At 70.3% G+C, this 20,811-nt stretch carries 23 protein-coding genes and 1 tRNA gene; 14 read left to right on the top strand and 10 right to left on the bottom strand.

What is annotated here, in order from left to right:
* Positions 1 to 44: 44 nt before the first annotated feature.
* Positions 45 to 1,277 (top strand): MFS transporter, encoded by a 1,233-nt coding sequence (locus AB0I81_RS19375; protein WP_360658323.1) that lies wholly within the window; start codon positions 45 to 47, stop codon positions 1,275 to 1,277.
* Here AB0I81_RS19375 and AB0I81_RS19370 read toward each other — a convergent pair.
* A complete protein-coding gene (locus AB0I81_RS19370; protein ID WP_360658617.1) occupies positions 1,274 to 2,245 on the bottom strand; it encodes a LacI family DNA-binding transcriptional regulator in 972 nt (323 codons plus the stop codon). The genes AB0I81_RS19375 and AB0I81_RS19370 overlap by 4 nt on opposite strands.
* Positions 2,246 to 2,325: 80 nt before the next feature.
* On the opposite strand from AB0I81_RS19370, the gene AB0I81_RS19365 reads away from it, so the two are divergent.
* Both AB0I81_RS19365 and AB0I81_RS19360 read left to right on the top strand, forming a co-directional pair.
* Positions 2,326 to 3,504 (top strand): MFS transporter, encoded by a 1,179-nt coding sequence (locus tag AB0I81_RS19365; RefSeq protein ID WP_360658321.1) that lies wholly within the window; start codon positions 2,326 to 2,328, stop codon positions 3,502 to 3,504.
* 67 nt (positions 3,505 to 3,571) lie between these two features.
* Complete coding sequence (locus AB0I81_RS19360) at positions 3,572 to 4,240, top strand: hypothetical protein (RefSeq protein WP_360658319.1); 669 nt, start codon at positions 3,572 to 3,574, stop codon at positions 4,238 to 4,240.
* A gap of 3 nt (positions 4,241 to 4,243) precedes the next feature.
* Here the strand turns inward: AB0I81_RS19360 and AB0I81_RS19355 are convergent, their stop codons facing one another.
* Positions 4,244 to 4,780: a cysteine dioxygenase family protein gene (locus tag AB0I81_RS19355; protein ID WP_360658317.1), complete on the bottom strand. Its 537-nt coding sequence runs from the start codon at positions 4,778 to 4,780 to the stop codon at positions 4,244 to 4,246.
* Positions 4,777 to 5,670 carry an amidohydrolase gene (locus AB0I81_RS19350; RefSeq protein ID WP_360658315.1) on the bottom strand — a complete coding sequence of 298 codons (894 nt, stop codon included), beginning with the start codon at positions 5,668 to 5,670 and terminating at the stop codon, positions 4,777 to 4,779. Before AB0I81_RS19350 ends, AB0I81_RS19355 begins: the two co-directional genes overlap by 4 nt.
* Before the next feature lie 243 nt (positions 5,671 to 5,913).
* Between AB0I81_RS19350 and AB0I81_RS19345 the strand changes: the two genes are divergently transcribed.
* Entirely contained in the window at positions 5,914 to 6,903 is a 990-nt protein-coding gene (locus tag AB0I81_RS19345) for a LacI family DNA-binding transcriptional regulator (protein ID WP_360658313.1), read from the top strand.
* A gap of 93 nt (positions 6,904 to 6,996) precedes the next feature.
* Here the strand turns inward: AB0I81_RS19345 and AB0I81_RS19340 are convergent, their stop codons facing one another.
* Positions 6,997 to 7,377 (bottom strand): phage holin family protein, encoded by a 381-nt coding sequence (locus AB0I81_RS19340; protein ID WP_360658311.1) that lies wholly within the window; start codon positions 7,375 to 7,377, stop codon positions 6,997 to 6,999.
* A gap of 132 nt (positions 7,378 to 7,509) precedes the next feature.
* Between AB0I81_RS19340 and AB0I81_RS19335 the strand changes: the two genes are divergently transcribed.
* The gene (locus AB0I81_RS19335; RefSeq protein WP_360658309.1) at positions 7,510 to 7,785 is read left to right on the top strand and encodes a hypothetical protein; all 276 of its coding nucleotides are present in this window, start codon (positions 7,510 to 7,512) and stop codon (positions 7,783 to 7,785) included.
* Between the two features lie 110 nt (positions 7,786 to 7,895).
* Here AB0I81_RS19335 and AB0I81_RS19330 read toward each other — a convergent pair whose 3' ends face one another.
* Together AB0I81_RS19330 and AB0I81_RS19325 are read right to left on the bottom strand one after the other, a co-directional pair.
* Positions 7,896 to 8,633, bottom strand: a complete 738-nt coding sequence (locus tag AB0I81_RS19330) for an FAD:protein FMN transferase (RefSeq protein WP_360658615.1) — start codon at positions 8,631 to 8,633, stop codon at positions 7,896 to 7,898.
* Positions 8,634 to 8,721: 88 nt separating this feature from the next.
* Positions 8,722 to 9,435: a hypothetical protein gene (locus tag AB0I81_RS19325; RefSeq protein ID WP_360658308.1), complete on the bottom strand. Its 714-nt coding sequence runs from the start codon at positions 9,433 to 9,435 to the stop codon at positions 8,722 to 8,724.
* A 51-nt stretch (positions 9,436 to 9,486) separates the two neighbouring features.
* Here AB0I81_RS19325 and AB0I81_RS19320 point away from each other — a divergent pair, with 51 nt between their 5' ends.
* From AB0I81_RS19320 to AB0I81_RS19310, 3 genes are all read left to right on the top strand, one after another.
* Entirely contained in the window at positions 9,487 to 9,888 is a 402-nt protein-coding gene (locus AB0I81_RS19320) for an OsmC family protein (RefSeq protein ID WP_360658307.1), read from the top strand.
* A gap of 273 nt (positions 9,889 to 10,161) precedes the next feature.
* Positions 10,162 to 11,088, top strand: coding sequence for a nucleoside hydrolase (locus AB0I81_RS19315; protein ID WP_360658305.1), 927 nt, complete (start codon positions 10,162 to 10,164; stop codon positions 11,086 to 11,088).
* Between the two features lie 44 nt (positions 11,089 to 11,132).
* Positions 11,133 to 11,209, top strand: a tRNA-Lys gene (locus tag AB0I81_RS19310).
* 47 nt (positions 11,210 to 11,256) lie between these two features.
* Here the strand turns inward: AB0I81_RS19310 and AB0I81_RS19305 are convergent.
* Together AB0I81_RS19305 and AB0I81_RS19300 are read right to left on the bottom strand one after the other, a co-directional pair.
* A complete protein-coding gene (locus AB0I81_RS19305) occupies positions 11,257 to 11,586 on the bottom strand; it encodes a hypothetical protein (RefSeq protein WP_360658303.1) in 330 nt (109 codons plus the stop codon).
* A 77-nt stretch (positions 11,587 to 11,663) separates the two neighbouring features.
* Positions 11,664 to 12,524, bottom strand: a complete 861-nt coding sequence (locus tag AB0I81_RS19300; protein WP_360658301.1) for a DUF4429 domain-containing protein — start codon at positions 12,522 to 12,524, stop codon at positions 11,664 to 11,666.
* Between the two features lie 49 nt (positions 12,525 to 12,573).
* Here AB0I81_RS19300 and AB0I81_RS19295 point away from each other — a divergent pair, with 49 nt between their 5' ends.
* Positions 12,574 to 13,155: an HD domain-containing protein gene (locus AB0I81_RS19295; RefSeq protein WP_360658300.1), complete on the top strand. Its 582-nt coding sequence runs from the start codon at positions 12,574 to 12,576 to the stop codon at positions 13,153 to 13,155.
* A 12-nt stretch (positions 13,156 to 13,167) separates the two neighbouring features.
* On the opposite strand, the gene AB0I81_RS19290 is transcribed toward AB0I81_RS19295, so the two are convergent.
* A complete protein-coding gene (locus AB0I81_RS19290; protein ID WP_360658299.1) occupies positions 13,168 to 13,878 on the bottom strand; it encodes an FCD domain-containing protein in 711 nt (236 codons plus the stop codon).
* Between the two features lie 138 nt (positions 13,879 to 14,016).
* On the opposite strand from AB0I81_RS19290, the gene AB0I81_RS19285 reads away from it, so the two are divergent.
* From AB0I81_RS19285 to AB0I81_RS19265, 5 genes are read left to right on the top strand one after another with little or no spacing between them, the layout of a single operon-like run.
* The gene (locus AB0I81_RS19285) at positions 14,017 to 15,624 is read left to right on the top strand and encodes an ABC transporter substrate-binding protein (RefSeq protein ID WP_360658298.1); all 1,608 of its coding nucleotides are present in this window, start codon (positions 14,017 to 14,019) and stop codon (positions 15,622 to 15,624) included.
* The gene (locus AB0I81_RS19280) at positions 15,621 to 16,580 is read left to right on the top strand and encodes an ABC transporter permease (RefSeq protein ID WP_360658296.1); all 960 of its coding nucleotides are present in this window, start codon (positions 15,621 to 15,623) and stop codon (positions 16,578 to 16,580) included. Before AB0I81_RS19285 ends, AB0I81_RS19280 begins: the two co-directional genes overlap by 4 nt.
* On the top strand, positions 16,577 to 18,511 hold the full coding sequence (locus AB0I81_RS19275) for a dipeptide/oligopeptide/nickel ABC transporter permease/ATP-binding protein (RefSeq protein WP_360658294.1): 1,935 nt from the start codon (positions 16,577 to 16,579) through the stop codon (positions 18,509 to 18,511). The genes AB0I81_RS19280 and AB0I81_RS19275 overlap by 4 nt, the downstream gene beginning before the upstream one ends.
* Positions 18,504 to 19,493: an ABC transporter ATP-binding protein gene (locus tag AB0I81_RS19270; protein ID WP_360658292.1), complete on the top strand. Its 990-nt coding sequence runs from the start codon at positions 18,504 to 18,506 to the stop codon at positions 19,491 to 19,493. Before AB0I81_RS19275 ends, AB0I81_RS19270 begins: the two co-directional genes overlap by 8 nt.
* Positions 19,490 to 20,395, top strand: coding sequence for a dihydrodipicolinate synthase family protein (locus AB0I81_RS19265; protein ID WP_360658290.1), 906 nt, complete (start codon positions 19,490 to 19,492; stop codon positions 20,393 to 20,395). Before AB0I81_RS19270 ends, AB0I81_RS19265 begins: the two co-directional genes overlap by 4 nt.
* A gap of 106 nt (positions 20,396 to 20,501) precedes the next feature.
* Here AB0I81_RS19265 and AB0I81_RS19260 read toward each other — a convergent pair whose 3' ends face one another.
* Positions 20,502 to 20,759, bottom strand: coding sequence for a DUF1876 domain-containing protein (locus AB0I81_RS19260; protein WP_360658288.1), 258 nt, complete (start codon positions 20,757 to 20,759; stop codon positions 20,502 to 20,504).
* Between the last annotated feature and the right edge of the window lie 52 nt (positions 20,760 to 20,811).

Here is a 20,811-nt window from a genome sequence, read left to right as displayed (position 1 = left end):
CACCACCTTTCGGTTATACGCGAAAGATTCGCCCGGGTGCGGGCGTGCTCCGCACCATCGTGGGCGTGAAGGGCGCGACGTTCGGCGAGGTGTTCGCCGTCAAGGAGTTCCGCGTGTTGTTCGCCGGCTTCGTGCTGCTGGTCGGCGGGGACATGATCAAGATGCTGGCGCTGTCGGTGCTGGTGTACGCGCGGACGGGGTCTGCCGGGTTGTCGGCCGCCGCGTACATGGCCGGCTGGTTGCCCTACGTCTTCGGCGGGCTGTTCCTGCTCTCCCTGGCCGACCGGGTCCCGCCCAGGGCGCTGATGGTGACGGGGGAGCTGGTCAGGGCGCTCACCTGTGCGCTGCTGGCCTTCGCGGGGCTGCCGGTGTGGGCGATGCTGGCGCTGGTGCTGGCCACCGGGGTGTTCTCGCCGGTGTTCATGGCGGCTCGGTCGGCCATGTTGCCCGAGGTGTTGCCGGGGGACGCGTTCGTGCTGGGGCGCTCGCTCCTGAACATGGCCTCGGCGAGCGCGCAGATCGCGGGGCTCGCGGCCGGGGGCGCGTTCCTGGCCTTCGCCGGGCCGTCCGGGGCGCTGTGGGCCACCGCCGGGCTGTCCGTGGTCGGGGCGGTGGTGCTGCGGTACGGGCTGCCGCACCGGGCCGCGCGGGGCGTGGCAGGAGCCGGGCGGGGTGTGGTCGGGCGGGGGGCGGTGCGGCAGACGTTGGGGGTCAATCGGCGGTTGCTGGCCGATGGGCGGGTGCGGGGGCTGTTGCTGGCCCAGTGGTTGCCGTGCGTGTGCCTGGCGGGGGCGGAGGCCATGGTGGTGCCGTACCTGGGCGGGCAGGCGCAGGCCGGGGTGGTGCTCGCGGCGGCGGCCGGTGGGATGGCTTTGGGGGAGTTCGCGGTGGGGCGGTTCGCGGCTCCCGAACTGCGGGAGCGGTTGTCGTTGCCGCTGGCGGTGCTGCTGGGGGCGCCGTGGCTGGTCTTCGTGGCCGGGCCGGGGGTGGGCTGGGCGGCCGTGGTCGCCTTTCTGGCGGTGGGCGGGTTGTCGTACCAGCTCGGGTTGCAGCGGCGGTTCGTGGACGCGGTGCCGGAGGAGGCGCGGGGGCAGGCGTTCGGGTTGCAGTCGGCGGGGCTGATGACCGGGCAGGCGGTCGGGGCGGCGCTGGTCGGGGTGCTGGGGGAGGTGGTCGGGCCCGGGTACGCCATCGCGGCGGCGGGCGGGGCGGGGGTGCTGGTCGCGCTCGCCCTGGCCCGCGTACTACGGCCCACCCCCGCCTCCGTCTCGGTCTAGCCTGGGGGGAGTTCGCCTGAGCCGCGGGTCACGAGGCGTACCGGGAGTTCGAGGTGTTGTGGCGGGCCCGCGTCGCCGCGCAGGCGGCGGAACAGCAGCTCGGCGGCCATCCGACCCATCCAGGACGGGTCCTGCGCCACCACGCTCACCCCCGGGTCGAGCAGGTCGGCCAGCTCGAAGTCGTCGAACCCCACCAGCGCCACCCGCTGCCCGGCCAGGGCTCGCAGGGTCGCCACGGTGTAGCGGCCGTTGCCGGTGAACAGCGCCGTCGGCGGATCGTCCAGGGCGAACATGCGCGTCAGGTCCGTACGGATCGCGCCGGTCTCCGGCGGCCGCATCGACACCAGCCGCCCGTCGAACAGCCCGCCCAGCTCGGCCCGGTACCCGCGCAGCCGCTCGGCCGCCGTGAAGATCGCCGGATCGTCCCCCAGGAAGGCGATCCTGCGATGCCCGTGCGTCATGAGGTGACGGACCGCCTGCCTGGCCCCGCCCGCGTTGTCGGTCAGCACGGTGTCCACGTTGATCCCAGGCCCCGGCGGCCGGTCCGCGAACACCACCGGCGTGCCGGCCTCCAGCTCCGGCCGCAGGTAGGTGTGGTCGTCGCCCGCGGGCACCACGATCAGCCCGTCCACCCTGCGCGCGCAGAACGTCTCGACCAGCTCGCGCTCCCTGCCGGGCTCCTCACCTGACGAGCCGCTCAGCAGCAGGCACCCGTGCTCGATGACCACACCCTCAACGGCCCTGCTCAGACCCGAGTAGAACGGGTCCGACACGTCCTCGATGACCAGCCCGATCGTGGCGGTCCTGCCCCTGCGCAGCACCCGTGCGCTCTCGTTGCGGCTGTAGCCCAGCCGGTCGATGGCCGTGCGCACGCGTTCGGCGGTGGCCGGGTGCACCCCTGGCTCGCCGTTCACGACGCGCGAGACGGTCTTGAGCGCCACGCCGGCCGCCGAGGCGACGTCCTTCATCGTCGGTCTCACGCGAGGATCATTTCTCATGCGGGAGGGGTGGACAACGTTGTCAAGGGCTTATGCGAGAGTGGTCCTCTATGTCGCCGCGATCCGTCTTGCTCGTGGCCGGGTTCGCCCTGGCCGCGCTCAACCTGCGCCCCGCACTCGCGGGCGTCTCACCCCTCCTCGACGAGATCATGAACGACGTGGGGCTCTCGCCCGCGGGCGGCGGCGCGATCACCACCGTCATGGTGGTCTGCCTGGGCATCTTCGGGCCGCTCACCCCGCTGCTCGCGCGCCGCATCGGGCTCGACCGCACGCTGCTGGCGGGCCTGCTGGTCATCGCCGCCGGCGTGGCCCTGCGCGGCACGGGCGGCGTCTTCGTGCTCTACCTCGGCTCGGCCCTGGCCGCCACCGCCATCGCCGTCATGAACGTCTCCATGCCCGGCATCGTCAAGCAGCACTTCCCCACCAGGGTCAACCTGCTGACCGGCGTCTACGTCTCCTGCGTGGTGGGCGGCGCCGCGGCCGCCTCCGCGCTGGTGGTCCCGATCGAACACGCCACCGGGTACGACTGGCGCGGCGTCACCGCACTCCTGGCCGTCCCCGCGCTGCTGGCGGCGCTGCTCTGGTTGCCGCAGGCGCTGCGCGGGCGGCCGGCGGGCCAGAACGGCCCCAGGCCGTTCGGCGAGGTGCTGCGCAGCCGCGTCACCTGGTACGTCACCGCGCTCATGGGCCTGCAGTCGCTGACCTTCTACGTCATGCTGGCCTGGCTGCCGACGATCTACCTGGAGGCCGGCTACCCCGCCGACCAGGCCGGCTACCTGCTCAGCCTGACGAACCTGGTGCAGGTCGGCACCTCGCTGGCGGTGCCCGTGCTGGCCGGTCGGCGCGCCTCGCAGGTGCCGTACGTGGTCGGGGCAGGCGCGCTGACCGTGCTCGGCTACCTGGGCGTGCTGCTGGCCCCGACCACGCTGCCGTGGTTGTGGATGATCGTGCTCGGCATCGGGCAGGGGGCCTCGTTCGCGCTGGCCCTGCTGATCATCGCGCTGCGGCCCGCCGACCCCGCCACGGTGACCGCGCTGTCGGCCGTGGCGCAGTCGGTGGGGTACGTGGTGGCGGCGCTGGGGCCGCTGGCGTTCGGCTTCCTGCGGCAGGTGTCCGGCGGCTGGACGGTGCCGCTGATCGCCGGACTCGGGGTCTGCGCGGTGCAGATCGTGGCCGGCTGGTTCGCCGGGCGCCCCGCCACCTTGGGCAAGGCGGACCTTCGGTCGTGAGCACCACTTCGGGTAAGGCCGGCCTGCGGTCATGAGCACCGCTTCGGGCAAGGCTAACCTTTCAGTCATGAGCTCCAGCGTGCTGACCGAGACGCTCCAGCGGGTGGCCGACGAGCGCAGCGGGGTGCTCGGGGTCGAGCCCGGCCTCGTGATCGAGCCCGACGAGAGCTGGACGCCGGTCGGCGAGCTGGTACGGGAGCCGTACACGCTGCTGGGCCGGCTGGTGGACGAGACCGCAGATCGCTGGAACGCGCCGCGCCACGTCGGGGCCGCGTTGTTCTGGAAGACCTACGGCTACTGGCACACGCTGCCGATGGCGCTCGGGTGGGCGCTGGACGGGCGGGTTCCGGTCATGCGGCCGGCGGAGACGTACTTCAAGGTGTCGGGCGCGGGGGTGACGATCGCGGCCACGCGTGTGAGCTGGGCCACCGGCGCGGGCGCGATCTCGGAGGCGCTGGAGGAGTCGCAGCGGCCCCTCGTCGAGGTGCTCAGTGCCATGGCGAAGGTGGGCGAGCGCACGTTGTGGGGATCCACGGCGGAGGCGTTCGCCCATCCGCTGACCTCGATCGTGCGCGGTGACTACATGCGGTTGCTGAAGGAGCTCGGCCGGCCCGTGGACGGGCTGGTCGAGCCCTCCGGCGACGGTTACTTCCGCAGGACCTGCTGCCTGTGGATCGCCCTGCCGGACGTGGAGCCCTGCGGAAGCTGCTGCGTGCTCAGACCACGAAAGCCATAGCTTTCACGCGACGGCGATGGGGTCGTCCATGGGACGCAGTTCGTCGGCGTAGCTCACCGAGACGCGGCGCATGACGCCGGTCCCGTCGATCGAGTACTGGCCCAGCCGCCACAGCGGCGGCGAGTAGGCGTGGATCGAGACGCTCTCGTCCACCGCGCCGGTGAGCCGGTGGATGTGGTCGGGCCCGAACGAGAACGACTGCCCCTCCGTCACCACGGTCTCCAGGTGCTCGCCGCCGATCCGCGGGTTGCACTCCTGCAACACGCCCTGCACCACGTGCACGGCCCCCGAGGAGATGTCGTGGTCGTGCCAGCCCGTGTCGTCCTCGGGCCGCCAGCACAGCAGCCAGACGTCCACGTAGGCGTCACGGTAGAGCGAGGCGTAGTGGCGTCCGCCGTCCTCGGGGAAGTCCACCTGCCCGCGCCACTCCTCCGGGTTGGCGGCCAGCTTGTTCACCAGGTCGCGCAGCTCACGCCGGTCAAGAACGCGCTCGGGGAGGCCGGCACACGTGCCCCCGCCCTGGATCTGGTCGATGCTCACGTACGAGTCTCCTTCCCTTGAAGCAGGCGACGAGGGTTGACGACCCGGATGGCGTGACCGGCGGCCGCGCCGAGTCCGGGATCAGGTGCTGTGGCATAAGGGGCGTCGGAGCCGTTGACCACGACGTCGATGCCGAGCTCGCGGACGATCGCGTCGATCGCGCGCGGGCCGTACGAGGACGTCTCCACGAAGAAGTCCCCGTCGATCAGGCCGCGCCCGCCGCCCCTGGCGATCAGGCGCTCCGAGTGCAGCGGCGCCAGCCCCGCCAGCAGCGCGAAGCACACGCGCAGCCGTGGATGCCTGGGCCGGACGACGGCGTGGAAGTAGTGCCACGACGCGTGCATCTGCTGCACGTACGGCACCAGCGCCGGCCACCAGGGCGGCGTGCCGGAGCCGTGCCTCTCGCGCGGGAACGGCGGCGGCCCCGGCGCGGGCCCCGCAGGTCCCGGATGCACGAACAGCGGCAGGTTCCGGTCGGTGAGCACCTCCAGCAGCTCGTCGTCGGGCGCGGCCGTGGCCGGGCTCTGCAGGCCCGCGAGGCCGCGGTCGAGGTCCTTGGCCAGCCGTTCCGGGTCGGGCTCGCTGTGGCAGGTGGCCGCCCACACCCCGAAGGGCTCGCCCAGCGCCAGCGCGCCGTCGTGGTGGGCGTCGATCAGCGGCCAGGACTCCTCCGGCGGCAGGAACTCGATCCCGAGCGGGCTCGACATCGAGACCAGGGCCAGCTCCAGGCCGGTGGTGTCGCGGTGCTCGTGGTCGGCGGGATCGACCTCGTACGGCGGCTCGCCGTCGAGGATCAGCGTCCAGCCGTCGAGCCTGGGCGGGGCCGTGCGGGCACGCAGGGCCGCGACGAACTCGGGTGTCCACAGGTGCTGGTGCAGGTCAATACTCATCGAAACCCCTCCTCCCGCTATTTCCTACTCACAATACATGTAAACCTGCCACGCTGTGATGTCGCCACTGTGAACCGTTTCAGTGATACGGTTCAGTGAACCGCTTCACATCGGGCTTGTCAACGCCGCGTCCCGCCTGGGGCCATCGCCGGTCCGACCGGCATTGGCTGACACATGTGACAAACCTGACAACCGCGTGGCGGGAAATCGGTTTTCGTCGGTGACACGCAATAGGCTGGCGTAATGCCTCGCAAGAGAGCCACCATTCGTGAGGTGGCCCAGGCCACGGGCCTGTCCCCGGCGGCTGTCTCCTACGCGCTGCGCGGTCTGCAGGTGTCGGAGGAGACCATGGAGCGCGTGCGCGCCGCGGCCGCCGAGCTCGGCTACGAGGCCGACCCCATCGCCAGAGCCCTGGCCAGCGGGCGTACCGGCATGATCGGCCTGCTGTGCGGCTCGCTGGAGGACCTGTGGCAGCAGTCCCTGGCGGTCGGCATCAGCAGAGGGCTGCGGGAGAAGGACCGCTACGCGCTGATCCTCGACGCGTTCGGCGACCCGGCCAGGGAGCGGGCGCTGGCCCAGCAGCTGCGCGACCAGCGCGTGGACGGGCTGATCGTGCAGGCCATCGATCCGGCCGCGGAGTTCTGGCCCGAGTTGTGCGAGTCGCTGCCGGTGGTCGCGATCGGCGACTCGATCGCGGGCACGGCCGGCGAGGTCGTCTTCGACAACCGGCGCGGGGTCACCCTGGCCCTTGAGCACCTGCGCGACCTCGGCCACCACCGCGTCGCCGTGCTGACCTCGACCCAGGCCAGCACGCCCGACCGGCCCGCCGACGTGCACGTCACCGCCGAGGCCGAGCGGCTGGGGCTGGACATCGAGGTCGCGACCGCGCCGCACGGCCTGAGCGGGGCCACCGCGGTCGCCCACGAACTGCTGTCGGGGGACAAGCCGAGCGCCGTGTTCTGCTTCGCCGACTCGATCGCGTACGGGGTCTACGCGGCGGCGCAGGAGCTGGGGTTGTCGATCCCGGGCGAGGTGTCGGTCATGGGTTACGACGACCATCCGATGTCGGGCCTGCTCACGCCGGGACTGACGACGATGGACTGGGACATCGACGGCATCGTGCGGGCCGCGGTGCGGCTCATCTCGGCGGCGGCCGACGGCGGGGCCAGGCGGCGGCGCGTCATGCAGAGGCCGACACTGCGGGAGCGGGGCTCGGTCGCCAGGCTCTCCTGAGCAGGCGGCCGGACGGGAAGGGCCGCGGACAGGACGCACGCGTGCCCTGAGCGGGTGCGACAGGGCTCGCGCGGCCCGAGCTCCATGGGTGGTTCAGTCGTTGTCGGGGATGAACAGGCCGAGCACCCAGCTCACCACGCTGATGATGACCGCTCCCCAGAACGCGGCCGGATAGAAGTTGTCGACATGGAACGGGATGTCGAACTCGCCCGCGATCCAGCTCGTCAGGAAGAGCATGGCCGCGTTGATCACTAGCAGGAACAGGCCCAGCGTCAGCACGATGATCGCGCAGCCGAGGGCCTTCACGATGGGTTTGACGATGGCGTTGATGACGCCGAAGATCAGGGCCACGAGCAGCAGGACGCCCCAGTAGCGCGCCGAGTTGGTGGGAGCGTCGACGTCTATGCCGTCGATGAACTGGATGGCCACCCACAGGGCCACCGCGGCCGCGACGGTTCTGATGATGAATCTCACGCTGATTGATCCTCCCACTTGAGATCGGCTCTAGATAGGGGCGCCGCCACTACGATGCCCCCCGATCACCGTGCGTAGTCACCGGTTATGGTCGAACCAAGGGGGGAAGAGGCGTGCGAGGGAGGGAGCGAAATGGACACGAAAGGGCTCGAGTCGCTGCCGGCCAACGAGTTGCACGAGCGTGCGGTCAGTTATGCCGTACGCCACGGGGATCTGGGGTTCCTGTGGGACCTGCTGAAAGTGATCCCGGCCGCCGAGGCCGCCAGCGGTCACACGACCGAGGCCGCCGCCGACCTCAGCCGGGTCTCCGCGTTGCTCAGCGATGCCATCGCGGCGGGCGAGGGCCGGCTGGGTGAGGCGCTGCGCCCGATCTATATCGAGTATCTGCGCAAACACCCCGACGCCTAGCGCCGGTGATCCGGGCGCCCGGACTGCGGCAGTCCGGGCGCCCTGTCACGCGCGTGGCGAGCCCCTTCACGGTCTGGCCCCCGGCGCGTCCGGCGTGTGTGCCGGTCCTGTCAGCCCGCCAGGCGGGACTGCGTGCCGTTGTAGTCGAGGAAGCCGGGAGTGATCACTTCCTGGCCGTCCGGGGTGACGATCATGGTCTCGTACGGCCCGGAGCGCGCGAGCCCGGCGGCGAATCGCCGGCCCCTGGCGGGCCCCATGGCGTGGATCGCGGTGGCGTAGGCGTCGGCCACGCCGAGGTCGGGGCCGATCACGGTGGCCGAGCCGAGCCCCTGCTGGGTCTGGCCGGTGTGCGGGTCGACGATGGGCGTGGCGCCGGAGGTGGCGATGCCCAGGTCGTGCGCGAAGACGACCTTGCGTACCAGGTCGGTGTGGGGGTCGCGGATGCCGACGCGCCAGCGTTTGCCGGGGGCGGCCGAGCCGCGCACCCTGATGTCGCCGCCGGCGGACAGGCGGTGGTCACCGGCTCCTGCGTTGACCAGGCCGCGCGACAGCCGCTCCAGCGCCCAGCCCTTGATGTAGCCGGACGGGTCGATGACGCCGTTGATCCGGGATTCAAACCAGCCGCCGGTGGCCTCGCCGAGTTCCTCGCAGCGGTGCAGGACCTCGATGAGTTCGGGGATCTGGTCGATCGTCCCGCCACGGTTGAGCCGCGCGACCTGGCTGTCCTCCTTGAGCGGGCTGAAGGTGTCATCCACCCACCTCAGCCAGGCGAATGCGTCATCGAGCAGGGGGGTCAACTCGCGAGCCGGGAGAGCCGTACGGATATCCACACTGACCGGTATGCCCATGATCATTTCGACACGGGCGCTTCCGGGGAAAGTCGTCACCTTGCCTCCTTGTCGGTGTCCACGCTGCCAGGCGGGCCGTATGGTGGGCCTAAACCTTTTGCCCCGACTTGAAATGAATCTGTGATCTGGGGACGGCAAGGCGTGACAATGCGCCCGCGACGTACCGCTTGAACTGCCGTGGACCGGCCACCACCACCTCGCGCTCGGCGATGTCGGGAATCTGGCGGCTCAGCCCGGAGGCGCTCAGGCGCTCCTTGGCCCTCGGGTCGTGCTCCGCGCCCTCCACGATGATCAACCCGAAGCGGGCCTCAAGGTCGCGCAGCTCGTCGGTGGCGCGCATCGTGCGGTAGACGGCCACGATGTCGGTCGCGGTGTCCGTCGCGCCCGCCAGGCGGGCGCGCAGCGAGCCGGGGTCGAGCCCGGTCGCGATCAGCAGCGCGGGCCGGTCCGTGTGGGGCACCCGGTGGCTCCGGACGGCCATCACGGCGGCCATCGAATAGAGCAGCAACGAGCCCACCCGGCTGAACTCGGTCACCGAGGCCGTGGAGCTGAACTGGTGCGCCACCAGCAGTGCCCCGGCCAGATAGGAGCCGAGCCGCAGCCGTTGCCTGGCCTCCTCGGTACGCAGGTAGTCGGCGGCGCGCACGCTCAGGAAGCCGAGTGCCACGAGCAGTGTCGCGGCGACGAAGGCGGTCGGAGTCCACGGGTAGCCGTAACCCGGTCGGATCGCGCCGAACTCGGCGACCGCGACCCCGGACCAGAACAGGATGGGGCCGGGATTAGCATTCACCTCGCTAGCCATGTGTTCACGATCCTGAACGAACATGAAAGCTTTCTGAGTAGGGTCTGAAACATGGCTAACGTGCGAGTCGAGCGTACTGAAGAGGGCGGATTCCGGGCCACGAACGCCCGTGGCGCCGAGGTCCTGATCGGTGGTGGCGACGACGAAGGGGTGTTCACCCCGGTCGAGTTGTTGCTGGCGGCGGTGGGCGGATGCAACATCGTGACGGTCGAGCCGCTGACCGCCCAGCGCGGGCACCGGCTGGTACGGCTGGCGATGACGGTGGAGGCGGAGAAGGTCGAGCAGAACAAGCTCGGCCCGGTGACGGTCACCTATGACGTGGAGCTGCCCTCGGAGGCGGCCGATGCGGTGTTCAGGGCGGTGGCCGGGCGGGTGCACGAGAAGTACTGCACGGTGAGCAGGTCTCTGGAGGACGGCACGGAGGTTCGATTGGAGCTTCCGGAGGTTCCGTAGGTGGATAAGACGCTTATTCGACCCCGTTATGACGCGACCGTTGCATTCGTCTCGGTAGCGTTGTAGCAGGTCAGGAGCACTGAGACTGGCCGATAGACCTTCACCGATGCGGACGCGGAGGGGGACCGCGGTCTGCTAGTGCGGGACCGCCGGTGCTTTTGGGGGAAAGCGCCGGCCTGGACCGCCGCCGATCGGGCCGGGCAGCTTTGGGGGAACTGCCCGGCCCGATCCATGCGTACCTTCGGGTGGGATTCGTGCGTATCCTCCGGTTACGTGAAGAAAGTTCTTATCGACTGCGACCCCGGCATCGACGACGCGCTCGCCCTGGCCCTGGCGGCGGGCTCCGCGGACCACCTCGACATCGTGGGCATCACCACCGTGGGCGGCAACGTAGACCTGGAGTTGACCACGGCGAACGCGCTGGCCCTGCGGGAGTTCCTGGCGATGGGCCAGGTGCCCGTGGTCCCCGGAAGCGCGGGCGCGCTGCTGCCGCGCACGGTCAGGGCCGCCCACGTGCACGGGACCAGCGGCCTCGGCGACGTGGTGCTGCCCGAGCCGCAGCGGGGGGTGTCGGAGGGCCACGCGGTCGACTTCATCGTCGAGACGCTGAAGGCCGACCCCGGCGAGATCACGCTGGTGGCCGTGGGCCCGCTGACGAACATCGCCCTGGCCGTACGCCGCGAGCCGCGCATCGTGGAGTGGGCCCGCGACCTGGTCATCATGGGCGGCTCCTACACGCGCGGCAACCACAACCCGGCGGCCGAGTTCAACATGCTGGCCGACCCCGAGGCGGCGGCGATCGTGTTCGAGGCCGGCTGGACGGTCAGGATGCTCGGGCTCGACGTCACGCTGAAGGCGTCGGTCACCACGGCGGTGCTGGACCGGATGCGGCCGCTCGGGCGGTTGTCGGAGCTGCTGGTCCCGGCGACGCAGTTCTACGGGATGGTGACGGCCGAGGGCGGGCCGGCCATCCATGACGCGTGCGCGGTGGCGTACGTGCTCGATCCCGAGTTGTTCACCTGCGTGCCGGCGGTGGTCAACGTGGAGACCGCCGGGCAGTACACCCGGGGCATGACCGTGACGGATTTCCGGGTCGCGGAGCAGGGTGCGAACGCGCTGGTGGCGACCTCTCTGGACGTGCCCAGATTCTGGGATCTGGTGGTCGGGGCGTACGAGAAGCTGGCGGCCCGGCTGGGGTGACGCGGCGCGGGCACTGGCCGGCGGCTGATAGAGTTTCTCTTGTTGCGCCGCTAGCTCAGTTGGTCAGAGCAGCTGACTCTTAATCAGCGGGTCCGGGGTTCGAGTCCCTGGCGGCGCACCACCACACATACGGGCACCGTCCATTTCTGGACGGTGCCCGTTGGCGTTTCAGACCCGGCGCTCGTCCACCCCGACGGCGCCGACGCCGGAGCCGAGCCGGCCGCAGACGCCCTGCGACTGCCCGGAGCCGCCCGGCGCGAGCGTGATCCACTCCCCGACGACGTCAGGCGCCCAGCCGCAGGTGATCACGGCCCGGAACCTCCAGGTCTGGCCCGTGGGGTTGCTACACGAGGCGATGCCCAGGTAGTTGTCGTTGTTGTGGACGAAGGTGTCGCAGTTGAGTACCGTGGCCGCCGCCGAAGCGGATGACGGCAGCCCCGCCGAGATCAGCGCGAAGGCTCCGGCCGTGGCGGCCGCGATGCGTGCTCCCTGGAACATTGCCCCTCCTTGAACAGTGATCGACCATCACTTTCCGAAGTCGATCGTACGCGGAGGGTGTTCTCGCGGCCAGGGAATTACGAGTCCTGGAGCCGCCGGATCATCGCCTGCTTGGCCGCCGCGAACTCCTCGTCGGTCAGCACGCCCGAGCGGTGCAACTGGCCCAGCTCGGCCAGGCGGCGCAGAACCGCGTCGTGCACGTCGTCGGAGACGGGCGGCGGGGGAGGGGGCAACTCGGGCGCCTCGCGCGGCAGGCGGGCCAGCACGGCGGCGGCGACCAGGGCGGTAGCGCCGCCGTACGGCTGGACGCCCCAGGACACGCAGCGCAGGTCCTTCTCCGGCGAGCGGGCCGGAGCCTCGCCCTTGATGCGGAAGCGCAGCGTGCCGTAGCTCATGCCGGACTGCGGCTTCCACTCCACGCCGGACACGTCCGACAGGGCGAACTCCTGCGTGCCCGCCTTCTCCTTCTCGGTGCTGGCCCAGCCGCTCCACTCCAGCCGCACCCGCTCCCCGTCGAAGAACGCGGTGCCGTCGCCGGCCGTCGCCGAGATGGGCACGTCGGGGACGGGCAGGAGGTAGTCGTCGCAGGGGCCGCCGGGCGTCTGGTAGACGGTCATCGTGTCGCGGACCTCGTCGGCGAAGTATTCGGCCGCGCCCACCCTGGCCTTGGGCACGGCCAGCCGGTACGGGTCGGCGGGCGGCTTGAGCGTGCCGGCCACGACGTCGGACAGCGCGTCGGCCCCCTTGCGCAGCCTCAGCCGCAGATGCCCGCCCTTGCGCGCGGGCTCGAAGGCCACGCCGGCGATCGCCTCCAGCGGCACCCGCACCTCGCCGAGGGTGCGGCGTAGCTCATGTACGTCCTTGTCGCTCCCGGGGACGATCCGCAGCATTTCCCCATTGAACGTCCACGACCCGTCGGAGACAGCGATCTCGGCCATATTCTCAGCCTAGGACACGCCGCCGGCACTACCGATATGAAGGAGCGGGATGGAGATCTTCACGAGCTGGCCGTCCTGGGCGCACGCGGAAGGCCCGCTGAGCCGGGCGCTGCCCGCACCCACCGTGACCCTCCTGCGTGACGCGGTGACCTTCGCCCGGCGCAAACACGGCGTGCAGCAGCGGCCCACCGGGCGGCCGTACCTGGAGCATCTGCTTGAGGCGCTGCAGGTGGCGGTGGAAGGCGCCGGGCTGAGCGAGAAGGAGGTGCTGGTCGCGACCGTGCTGCACGACGTACTTGAGGACACCTCGTGCACGGAGGGGGAGGTGGCCAGGCGCTTCGGGCCCGAGGTCTCGACGCTCGTGCGGTGGGTGACCAAGCCCGACGGCGGCGCGAAGGCCGACTACCTGGCCACGCTCGCCAAGGCGCCGCCCCGGGCCGTGCTGGTGAAGTTGTCGGACCGGGTGAGCAACGTGCAGGAGTTGCAGCGCATGCCGTGGCGCTTCCAGCGGCGCTACTACCTGGAGACCGTGGCCCACATCGTGCCGCTGGCGGGGGCGCATCCGTGGTTCGCGCAGTGGTTCGGGGAGTGGCGGGGGCACTGGCGGCGGGTGGAACGCTGGCCGGACTAGCGCCCGCGTCACTCAGCCGCCGATCCTGGCCACGCGGTTGCGTACACCCTCGAAATGCGCCTGTACGGCGGCCACGGCGGCGGCCCTGTCGCCCTTGAGCACCGCCGTGTGGATGTCGCGGTGGCGCCTGGCGACGTCGGCGGGCGGCTCGTCGGGCGTGCCGAGGGCGTCGCGGAGCTGGTAGTAGACGTCCCAGAACGCGCCCAGCAGCTGGCTCACCAGGGGATTGCCGAGCGGGCGGTAGAGCAGGTCGTGGAAGAGGCGGTCGGTCTCGGGGGAGACCAGCCCGGCCTCCGCCTCGCGCTCCATCCTGGCCATGACGTCGGCGACGGGTGTCAGGTCCACGTCGGGGCCGAGCTCGATCAGCCGCTGGACCAGGCCGCTCTCCAGGATCTCGCGGATCTCCACCAGGTGGGCCAGGTGGTGGGCGCCGTTCTGGAGGGTGATGCGGCTGTGGAAGGTCAGCTCGTCCACCAGGCCGGCGAGCGACATGCGGCCGACGAACATGCCGAAGCCGTGCCGGATGTCCACGATGCCGACCGCCTGCAGGGCCTTCAGCGCCTCGCGGATGGAGTTGCGGCTGACCTGAAGCTCCTCCATGAGCTCCGACTCGGTGGGCAGGGGATCTCCCGCCACCAGCCCGCGCCTGACGATGAGGTCTTTGACGCCCTCCTGGGCCTCGGTGGCGCGGCTAAGACGCGCCGGACGCGGGACTGTGGCCATGAAGAATCCTTTCGTCTCAGGTAACAATCCGGAAATCTTCCGTTGACCTCAAGCCTTGATGGCGTTTAGCGTCCACTTTACGCACATCGTAGGACATGGGATGTCCCATGTCCTATGTTTCAACCTCAGGAGGCAACCGTGAGCTCTGACTTCAGTCGCCGCGACTTCCTGCGTTACAGCGGGGCGACCGGGGCGGCGGCGTTCATCGCGGCCACGCTCTCCGCCTGTTCCGGAGGCCCGGCCTCGACCGGTTCGGTCGGCGCGGGAACCAACAAGGACCTCATCACCGCAGTGATCGGGTACGGCAACGACCAGAGCTGGGACCCCACGCAGACGGCCTCGGCGTTCGCCATGGCGGGCATCAACCACGTCTACGAGGGCCTGCTCGACACCGACCCGATCACTCGCGAGCCCTATCCGGCGCTGGCCACCGCGCTGCCCGCCGACCTGAACGCGACGACGTGGAAGTTCACGCTCAGGGACGGCGCCAAGTGGCACGACGGGCAGCCGGTGACCGCCGACGACGTGGTCTTCACCTTCGAGCGCATCCTCGACACCGAGGCGAACGTGCTGGTGGGTAATTTCTTCAAGTCCTGGTTGAAGGAGGTGAAGAAGGTGGATGACAAGAACGTGGAGCTGGTGTTCAAGTACGCCTTCCCCGACGCCGCGCCGCGCCTGACGATCGCGAAGATCATGCCGAAGCACGTGTTCTCCCAGGCCGGGGCCTGGGACGCGGCCAAGGGCGGCAAGGTCGTGGGCTCGGGGCCGTACAAGCAGACGGCGCACAACCCGAAGTCCAACACCTCGTTCGAGGCGTTCGACGGCTACAACGGGCCGCGGCCCGCGACGGTCAAGAAGATGAACTGGCTGACGATCGTGGACGCCGCCGCCCGGGTGGCCAAGATCTCCGGCGGCTCGGCCGAGGCGCAGGTCGCCGACAACATCCCGTACGCCAACGTGGACCAGCTCAAGCAGCAGGGGCTGACCGTCGAGGGCGGCAAGGGCATGAACCACATGTTCCTGATGTTCAACACCGGCGCCAAGCCGTTCGACGACGTACGGGTCCGCCAGGCCCTGCACTACGCCATCGACAAGCAGAAGATGATCGACGTGGCGCTCAAGGGCCACGGCACGGCCTCCAGTTCCTTCCTCAACGAGGGGCACCCGGACCACCAGCGCGCCTCGGTCGTCTACGACTACGACCCGGAGAAGGCCAAGGCGCTGCTGAAGGAGGCCGGGGTCAGCGACCTGACGGTCGACCTCATGGCGGTGAACGTGAGCTGGATCGTGGACTGCCTGCCCACCATCGCCGCCTCCTGGGAGGCCATCGGCGTCAAGACCACGCTGCAGCCGCAGGACACGGCCGCGCTGTTCACCAAGATGGACCAGTTCCAGGACTACCAGGTGGTGGCCGCGGCCTCGAACCCCAACCAGTTCGGCATGGACGCCGACCTGATCCTGCACTACAACTACGTGCCCGGCGGGCTGTGGATGAAGTACAGCCACTGGGACGGCACCAAGGACGCCGAGAAGTTGTTCGCGATGATGGACGACGCGAGCAAGGAAACGGACAAGGCCCAACGGACCACGCTGATCCACAAATATCTGGATTTCGTGGCTGAGCAGGCCATCCTCTACCCGGTCGTGCACAACGAGCTGATGACGGCCTGGGATCCGAAGAAGTTGTCCGGCGTGCGCGCCCAGCCGTACCCGGGCATCAACCTGCTGCAGGCCAAGAGGACATGACCCTCGTCGCCCGGATGTTGCTGCGGCGGCTGCTCATCCTGATCCCGCTGGTGCTCGGCGTGGTCGCGTTCGTGTTCATCGTCATGCGGTTCTCCGGCAGCAAGCCGGAGTACGCCTACTTCCAGGGCGCGAACCCGACCCCCGAGCAAATCCGCCAATTCCAGCTAGAGAACGGCCTGCTGGACCCGCTGCCGCTGCGCTATGTCCGCTTCGTCGCGGACCTGGCGCAGGGCGACATGGGCACCAGCGTGCTGACGAAGAAGCCGGTGCTCGAATCCGTGACGACCGCGCTGCCGCTGACGTTGCAGCTCACCTTCCTCGGGCTGATCGTGGCGGTGGTGTTGTCGCTGGTGTTCGGCGTCACGGCGGCGCTGTTCCGCGACCGCTGGCCCGACCAGGTGATCCGCATGGTGTCGCTGATCGGGGTGGCCGCCCCCGCGTTCTGGCTGGCGCTGCTGATGATCCAGTGGCTGGCCGTCGGGGAGGGGCTGTTCCCGACCGGCGGGTACATCAACCCGGCCGACTCCTTCAGCGGCTGGCTGCTGTCGATGACGCTGCCCGCCCTGTCGTTGTCGTTGCCGATCGCCGCCCAGCTCACCCGCATCATCCGCACGTCGATGGTGGAGGAGCTGGATCGCGACTACGTACGCACCGCGATCGGCAGCGGCCTGCCCATGATCGTGGTCGTCGGCCGGAACGTGCTGCGCAACGCCCTGATCAACCCGCTGACCGTGCTGGGTCTGCGCATCGGCTACCTGATCGGCGGCACCGTCGTGATCGAGACCATCTACGGGCTGCCCGGCATGGGCCAGCTCATGATCAACGCCGTGCGCGACGGTGACCCCGCCGTCGTCCAGGGCGTGGTACTGACCATCGCGATCGGCTTCATGATCGTCAACCTGATCGTCGACGTTCTGTATCTGCTGGTCAACCCCCGCCTCAGGAGTGCCACATGAGACGAGGACTGACAGAACGGTTGTCCCGCCCCGGCGGCGTCGTTTTCCGGCGGCTCAAGCCCATGTCGTGGCTGTCGCTGGGCCTCATCGCCGTGGTCGTGCTGGCCGCGCTGCTGGCGCCGTGGATCGCGCCGCACTCGCCGTACTTCCAAGAGGCTTCTGGCGGCGGGCCGTCCGCCGCGCACTGGATGGGACTGGACAGCGCCAACCGCGACATCCTGTCCAGACTCCTGTACGGGGCCCGCTGGTCGCTCATCATCGGCCTCGGCGCGACCGGGCTTGCCCTGGTCGCCGGGGCGATACTCGGCGCCATCGCGGCCACCTCGCGCAAGGCCGTGGACGAGACGCTCATGCGCGTGCTCGACGTCATCATGGCCTTCCCCGGCATCGCGCTGGCCGCGGTGCTCGTGGCCGTGTTCGGCGGCAGCATCCCCGTGCTGGTCATGGCCATGGCCTTCCTCTACATGCCGTCCGTGGCCCGGGTCGTGCGGGCCAACGTGCTCGCCCAGTACGGCGAGGACTACGTGGCGGCCGAGCGCGTCATCGGCGCCCGCACGCCGCACATCATCGTCAAGCACGTCGCGATCAACTGCGCCGCGCCCGTGCTGGTGTTCTGCACGGTCATGGTGGCCGACGCGATCGTGTTCGAGGCGTCGCTGTCGTTCATCGGGGCAGGCGTGCGCCCGCCGAACCCCTCCTGGGGCAGCGTCATCGCCGACGGGAAGAACCTGGTGCTGCTCGGCGGCTGGTGGGCCACGGTCTTCCCCGGCCTGCTGATCCTCATCACCGTGCTCGCGCTGAACATCCTGTCCGAGGGCATCTCCGACGCCTGGGCCGCCCCGGCAGCCCGCAAGGCCGGCGTGCGCAAGGACGACGCGTTCGAGCAGGCCAAGCCCGGCTCCGGCGAGGTCGTCGAGCTGCCGGGACTGGCCGAGGCCGCGCAACGGCTGGCAGAACGGGCCAGACCGCTGCCACAGGGGCCGCCGATCCTCGCCGTCGAACGGTTGCGGATCGGGTTCGCCGAAGGCGTCGACATCGTGGACGGCATCGGCTTCGAGGTACGCCCCGGCGAGGTGCTCGGCCTGGTCGGCGAGTCCGGCTGCGGCAAGTCGCTGACCGCGCTGACCATCATGGGCCTGCAACCCCGCAACGCGCGGGTCAGCGGTCACGTCCGCTTCGACCAGCGGGAACTGCTCGCCGAGTCGCGCGGCGCGCGCCGCCGCCTGCTCGGCCACGAGATGGCGATGATCTACCAGGACGCCCTGTCCTCGCTGAACCCGGCCATGACCATCAAGGCGCAGCTCAAGCAGCTCACCCGGCGCGGCGGCCGGCGCACCCCCGCCGAGCTGCTCGAACTCGTCGGCCTCGACGCCCGCCGCACCCTGTCCGCCTACCCGCACGAGTTGTCGGGCGGGCAGCGGCAGCGGGTGCTCATCGCGATGGCGTTGTCGCGCGAGCCCAAGCTGATCGTCGCCGACGAGCCCACCACCGCGCTCGACGTGACCGTGCAGGCGCAGGTCATCGAGCTGCTGCTGAAGCTGCGCGAGGAGCTGGGGTTCGCGCTGATCCTCGTCTCGCACGACCTGGCGCTGGTGGCCGACGTGACCGACCGCGTGGTGGTCATGTACGGCGGCCAGATCGTCGAGACCGGCGTCACCGCGGCCCTGGTCGGCAAGCCCGCCCACCACTACGCCCGCGGCCTGCTGGGCTCGGTGTTGTCGCTGGAGTCGGGGGCCGAGCGGCTCACCCAGATCCGCGGCGTGGTGCCCGCCCCCGCCGACTTCCCGGCCGGCTGCCGGTTCGCCGACCGGTGCCCGATGGCCTCGGACGTGTGCCGTACGGAAAGGCCCCGGTTGGAAGGGCACGACACGCACCAGGTCGCCTGCCACCATCCGGCCGAGTCCCTGGCGAGGAGCGAGCAGCATGCTTGAGCTGAACGACGTGCACGTGGTGCACAAGGCCCGCTCGGGCGGCGTGTTCTCGCGCGACCGCGTGTACGCGCTGACCGGCGCCGACCTCACGGTGGCCGCGGGCGAGACGGTCGGCGTCGTGGGCGAGTCGGGCTGCGGCAAGTCCACGCTGGCCAGGGTGCTGGTGGGGCTGCAGCGGCCGACCTCGGGCACCGTCACCTACCGCGGGCAGGACCTGTGGGGGATGAAGGAGTCACAGCGGCGCGAGCTGGTCGGGGCGAGCGTGGGCATGATCTTCCAGGATCCGTCCACGGCGCTCAACCGGCGGCTGCCCATCAGGCAGGTGCTGCGCGACCCGCTCAACGTGCACAACCGCGGCACCTCCGCCCAGCGCGACGCCCGCGTACGCGAACTGCTCGACCTCGTCGGGCTGCCCGCGAGCGCCGCCGACGCGCTGCCGAGCCAGCTGTCCGGCGGGCAGCGCCAGCGCGTGGCGGTGGCCAGGGCGCTGGCGCTCGAACCCGACCTGGTCGTGGCCGACGAGCCGACCAGCGCGCTCGACGTGTCGGTACGGGCCCAGATACTCAACCTGCTGTTGGATCTGAAGGAGCGGCTCGGGCTGGCGATGGTGTTCGTCTCGCACGACATCCAGACGGTACGAAGGATGAGCGACCGCGTGATCACCATGTACCTGGGCAGGATCGTGGAGCAGACGCCGGCAAAGGCGGTGCCGCTGGGCGCGCGGCATCCGTACACGCGGGCGCTGTTCTCCGCCACGCCGGGGCTGATCTCGCCGATCAACCCGATCCCGCTGGTGGGAGCCGTGCCCTCGGCCACGAAGCCGCCCAGCGGATGCCCGTTCCGCACGCGGTGCTGGCGGGCGGACGACGTCTGCGCCGCCGAGATGCCCGCACCGACCGTCGAGGACGACCACCTCTTCCACTGCCACCATCCGGTGGTGGCTGGGGCGACCGATGTCGAACTGATCCAGGAGCGTATATGAGTTTGTCCGGTGTCATCCCTCCCGTGTGCACCCCCATGACCCCTGACTACGAGGTGGACACCGCCTCGCTCGTCCGGCTGATCGACCACCTCATCGACGGTGGTGTGGACGCGCTGTTCGTGCTGGGGTCCACCTCGGAGGTGGCCTACCTGACGGACGCGCAGCGCCGTACGGTGCTGGAGACCGTGGTCGGGCACGTGGGCGGGCAGGTGCCGGTGCTGGCCGGGGTGATCGACATGACCACGCCACGGGTGCTCGAACACGCCCGTGTCGCGGCCGGGGCCGGGGCGTCGGGGCTGGTGGCGACGGCGCCGTTCTACACGCGTACGCATCCCGAGGAGATCCGCACCCACTTCAGGACGCTCGCGGCGCGGGCCGGGCTGCCGGTGTACGCCTATGACCTGCCGGTCTCCGTACACACGAAGCTGAGCGCCGACCTGCTGCTGGAACTGGCCGCCGAGGGCGCGCTGGCCGGGCTGAAGGACTCCAGCGGCGACGACGGCGGGATGCGCGCGGTCATCATGCGGCGCGAGCCGTCGTTCAGCGTGCTCACCGGGTCCGAGGTGACCGTGGACTCGGCGTTGTGGATGGGCGCGGACGGCGTCGTGCCCGGACTGGGCAACGTGGACCCGCAGGGGTACGCCGAGCTGTACCGCTGCGCCTCCCAGGGTGACTGGGAGGCGGCGCGGGCGGAGCAGGAGCGCCTGGTCAGGCTGTTCGAGATCGTTTTCGTCGGTGGCGGGCGCATGGGCGGCAGCTCGTCCGGTCTCGGGGCGTTCAAGGCCGCACTGCACCTGCGCGGCGTCATCGACTGCCCGATCACCGCGCTCCCGCAGATCCCGCTGAACGAGGACGAGGTCGGCCGGATCGGCAAGCTCCTGGCGAGCGCCGGGCTGCTCTAGCCCCGGCAGGGCGGGGCTGCTCCGGCCCGGCTCAGGCGAGGCTGCTCCGGCCTGGCTCAGGCGGGTCTGCTCCGGCCTGGCTCAGGCGGGTCTGCTCCGGCCTGGCTCAGGCGGGGCTGGCCATCTGGGCCACGTCGTTGGCGCCGTCCTCGATCAGCTTGGAGGCCAGGTCGGACAGCGCCCGTCCGGCGGCCAGCTCGTCCCCGATGCCGGGCACGGGCCGGTCACCAGGATTACGGCGGGCGTGCGCCACGCTCTCGTGCCGCTTGCCATCCGGGGTGAACAGCACCGCCGTGGCCGTGGTCAGAGCGTCATCGTCGTCCTCGCTGATCCAGATCTGGATGTTCCACTGCTTGTACTCCATGATGTCCACCTCCTCCTTCAGCCTCTCTCCGCGAGAGGCTGACGTAAAGGAG

The organism is Nonomuraea sp. NPDC050404, assembly GCF_040655495.1.
Taxonomy (GTDB): domain Bacteria; phylum Actinomycetota; class Actinomycetes; order Streptosporangiales; family Streptosporangiaceae; genus Nonomuraea.
This window is presented reverse-complemented; position numbering and strand designations above follow the sequence as displayed.

What these genes read in the sequence shown, in the direction of transcription:
- AB0I81_RS19370 (WP_360658617.1), bottom strand. Translation starts at nt 2,245, where the DNA reads ATGAAGGACGTCGCCTCGGCGGCCGGCGTGGCGCTCAAGACCGTCTCG.
- AB0I81_RS19365 (WP_360658321.1), top strand. Translation starts at nt 2,326, where the DNA reads ATGTCGCCGCGATCCGTCTTGCTCGTGGCCGGGTTCGCCCTGGCCGCG.
- AB0I81_RS19360 (WP_360658319.1), top strand. Translation starts at nt 3,572, where the DNA reads ATGAGCTCCAGCGTGCTGACCGAGACGCTCCAGCGGGTGGCCGACGAG.
- AB0I81_RS19350 (WP_360658315.1), bottom strand. Translation starts at nt 5,670, where the DNA reads ATGAGTATTGACCTGCACCAGCACCTGTGGACACCCGAGTTCGTCGCG.
- AB0I81_RS19345 (WP_360658313.1), top strand. Translation starts at nt 5,914, where the DNA reads ATGCCTCGCAAGAGAGCCACCATTCGTGAGGTGGCCCAGGCCACGGGC.
- AB0I81_RS19335 (WP_360658309.1), top strand. Translation starts at nt 7,510, where the DNA reads ATGGACACGAAAGGGCTCGAGTCGCTGCCGGCCAACGAGTTGCACGAG.
- AB0I81_RS19330 (WP_360658615.1), bottom strand. Translation starts at nt 8,633, where the DNA reads ATGGGCATACCGGTCAGTGTGGATATCCGTACGGCTCTCCCGGCTCGC.
- AB0I81_RS19325 (WP_360658308.1), bottom strand. Translation starts at nt 9,435, where the DNA reads ATGGCTAGCGAGGTGAATGCTAATCCCGGCCCCATCCTGTTCTGGTCC.
- AB0I81_RS19320 (WP_360658307.1), top strand. Translation starts at nt 9,487, where the DNA reads ATGGCTAACGTGCGAGTCGAGCGTACTGAAGAGGGCGGATTCCGGGCC.
- AB0I81_RS19305 (WP_360658303.1), bottom strand. Translation starts at nt 11,586, where the DNA reads ATGTTCCAGGGAGCACGCATCGCGGCCGCCACGGCCGGAGCCTTCGCG.
- AB0I81_RS19300 (WP_360658301.1), bottom strand. Translation starts at nt 12,524, where the DNA reads ATGGCCGAGATCGCTGTCTCCGACGGGTCGTGGACGTTCAATGGGGAA.
- AB0I81_RS19295 (WP_360658300.1), top strand. Translation starts at nt 12,574, where the DNA reads ATGGAGATCTTCACGAGCTGGCCGTCCTGGGCGCACGCGGAAGGCCCG.
- AB0I81_RS19290 (WP_360658299.1), bottom strand. Translation starts at nt 13,878, where the DNA reads ATGGCCACAGTCCCGCGTCCGGCGCGTCTTAGCCGCGCCACCGAGGCC.
- AB0I81_RS19280 (WP_360658296.1), top strand. Translation starts at nt 15,621, where the DNA reads ATGACCCTCGTCGCCCGGATGTTGCTGCGGCGGCTGCTCATCCTGATC.
- AB0I81_RS19275 (WP_360658294.1), top strand. Translation starts at nt 16,577, where the DNA reads ATGAGACGAGGACTGACAGAACGGTTGTCCCGCCCCGGCGGCGTCGTT.
- AB0I81_RS19270 (WP_360658292.1), top strand. Translation starts at nt 18,504, where the DNA reads ATGCTTGAGCTGAACGACGTGCACGTGGTGCACAAGGCCCGCTCGGGC.
- AB0I81_RS19265 (WP_360658290.1), top strand. Translation starts at nt 19,490, where the DNA reads ATGAGTTTGTCCGGTGTCATCCCTCCCGTGTGCACCCCCATGACCCCT.
- AB0I81_RS19260 (WP_360658288.1), bottom strand. Translation starts at nt 20,759, where the DNA reads ATGGAGTACAAGCAGTGGAACATCCAGATCTGGATCAGCGAGGACGAC.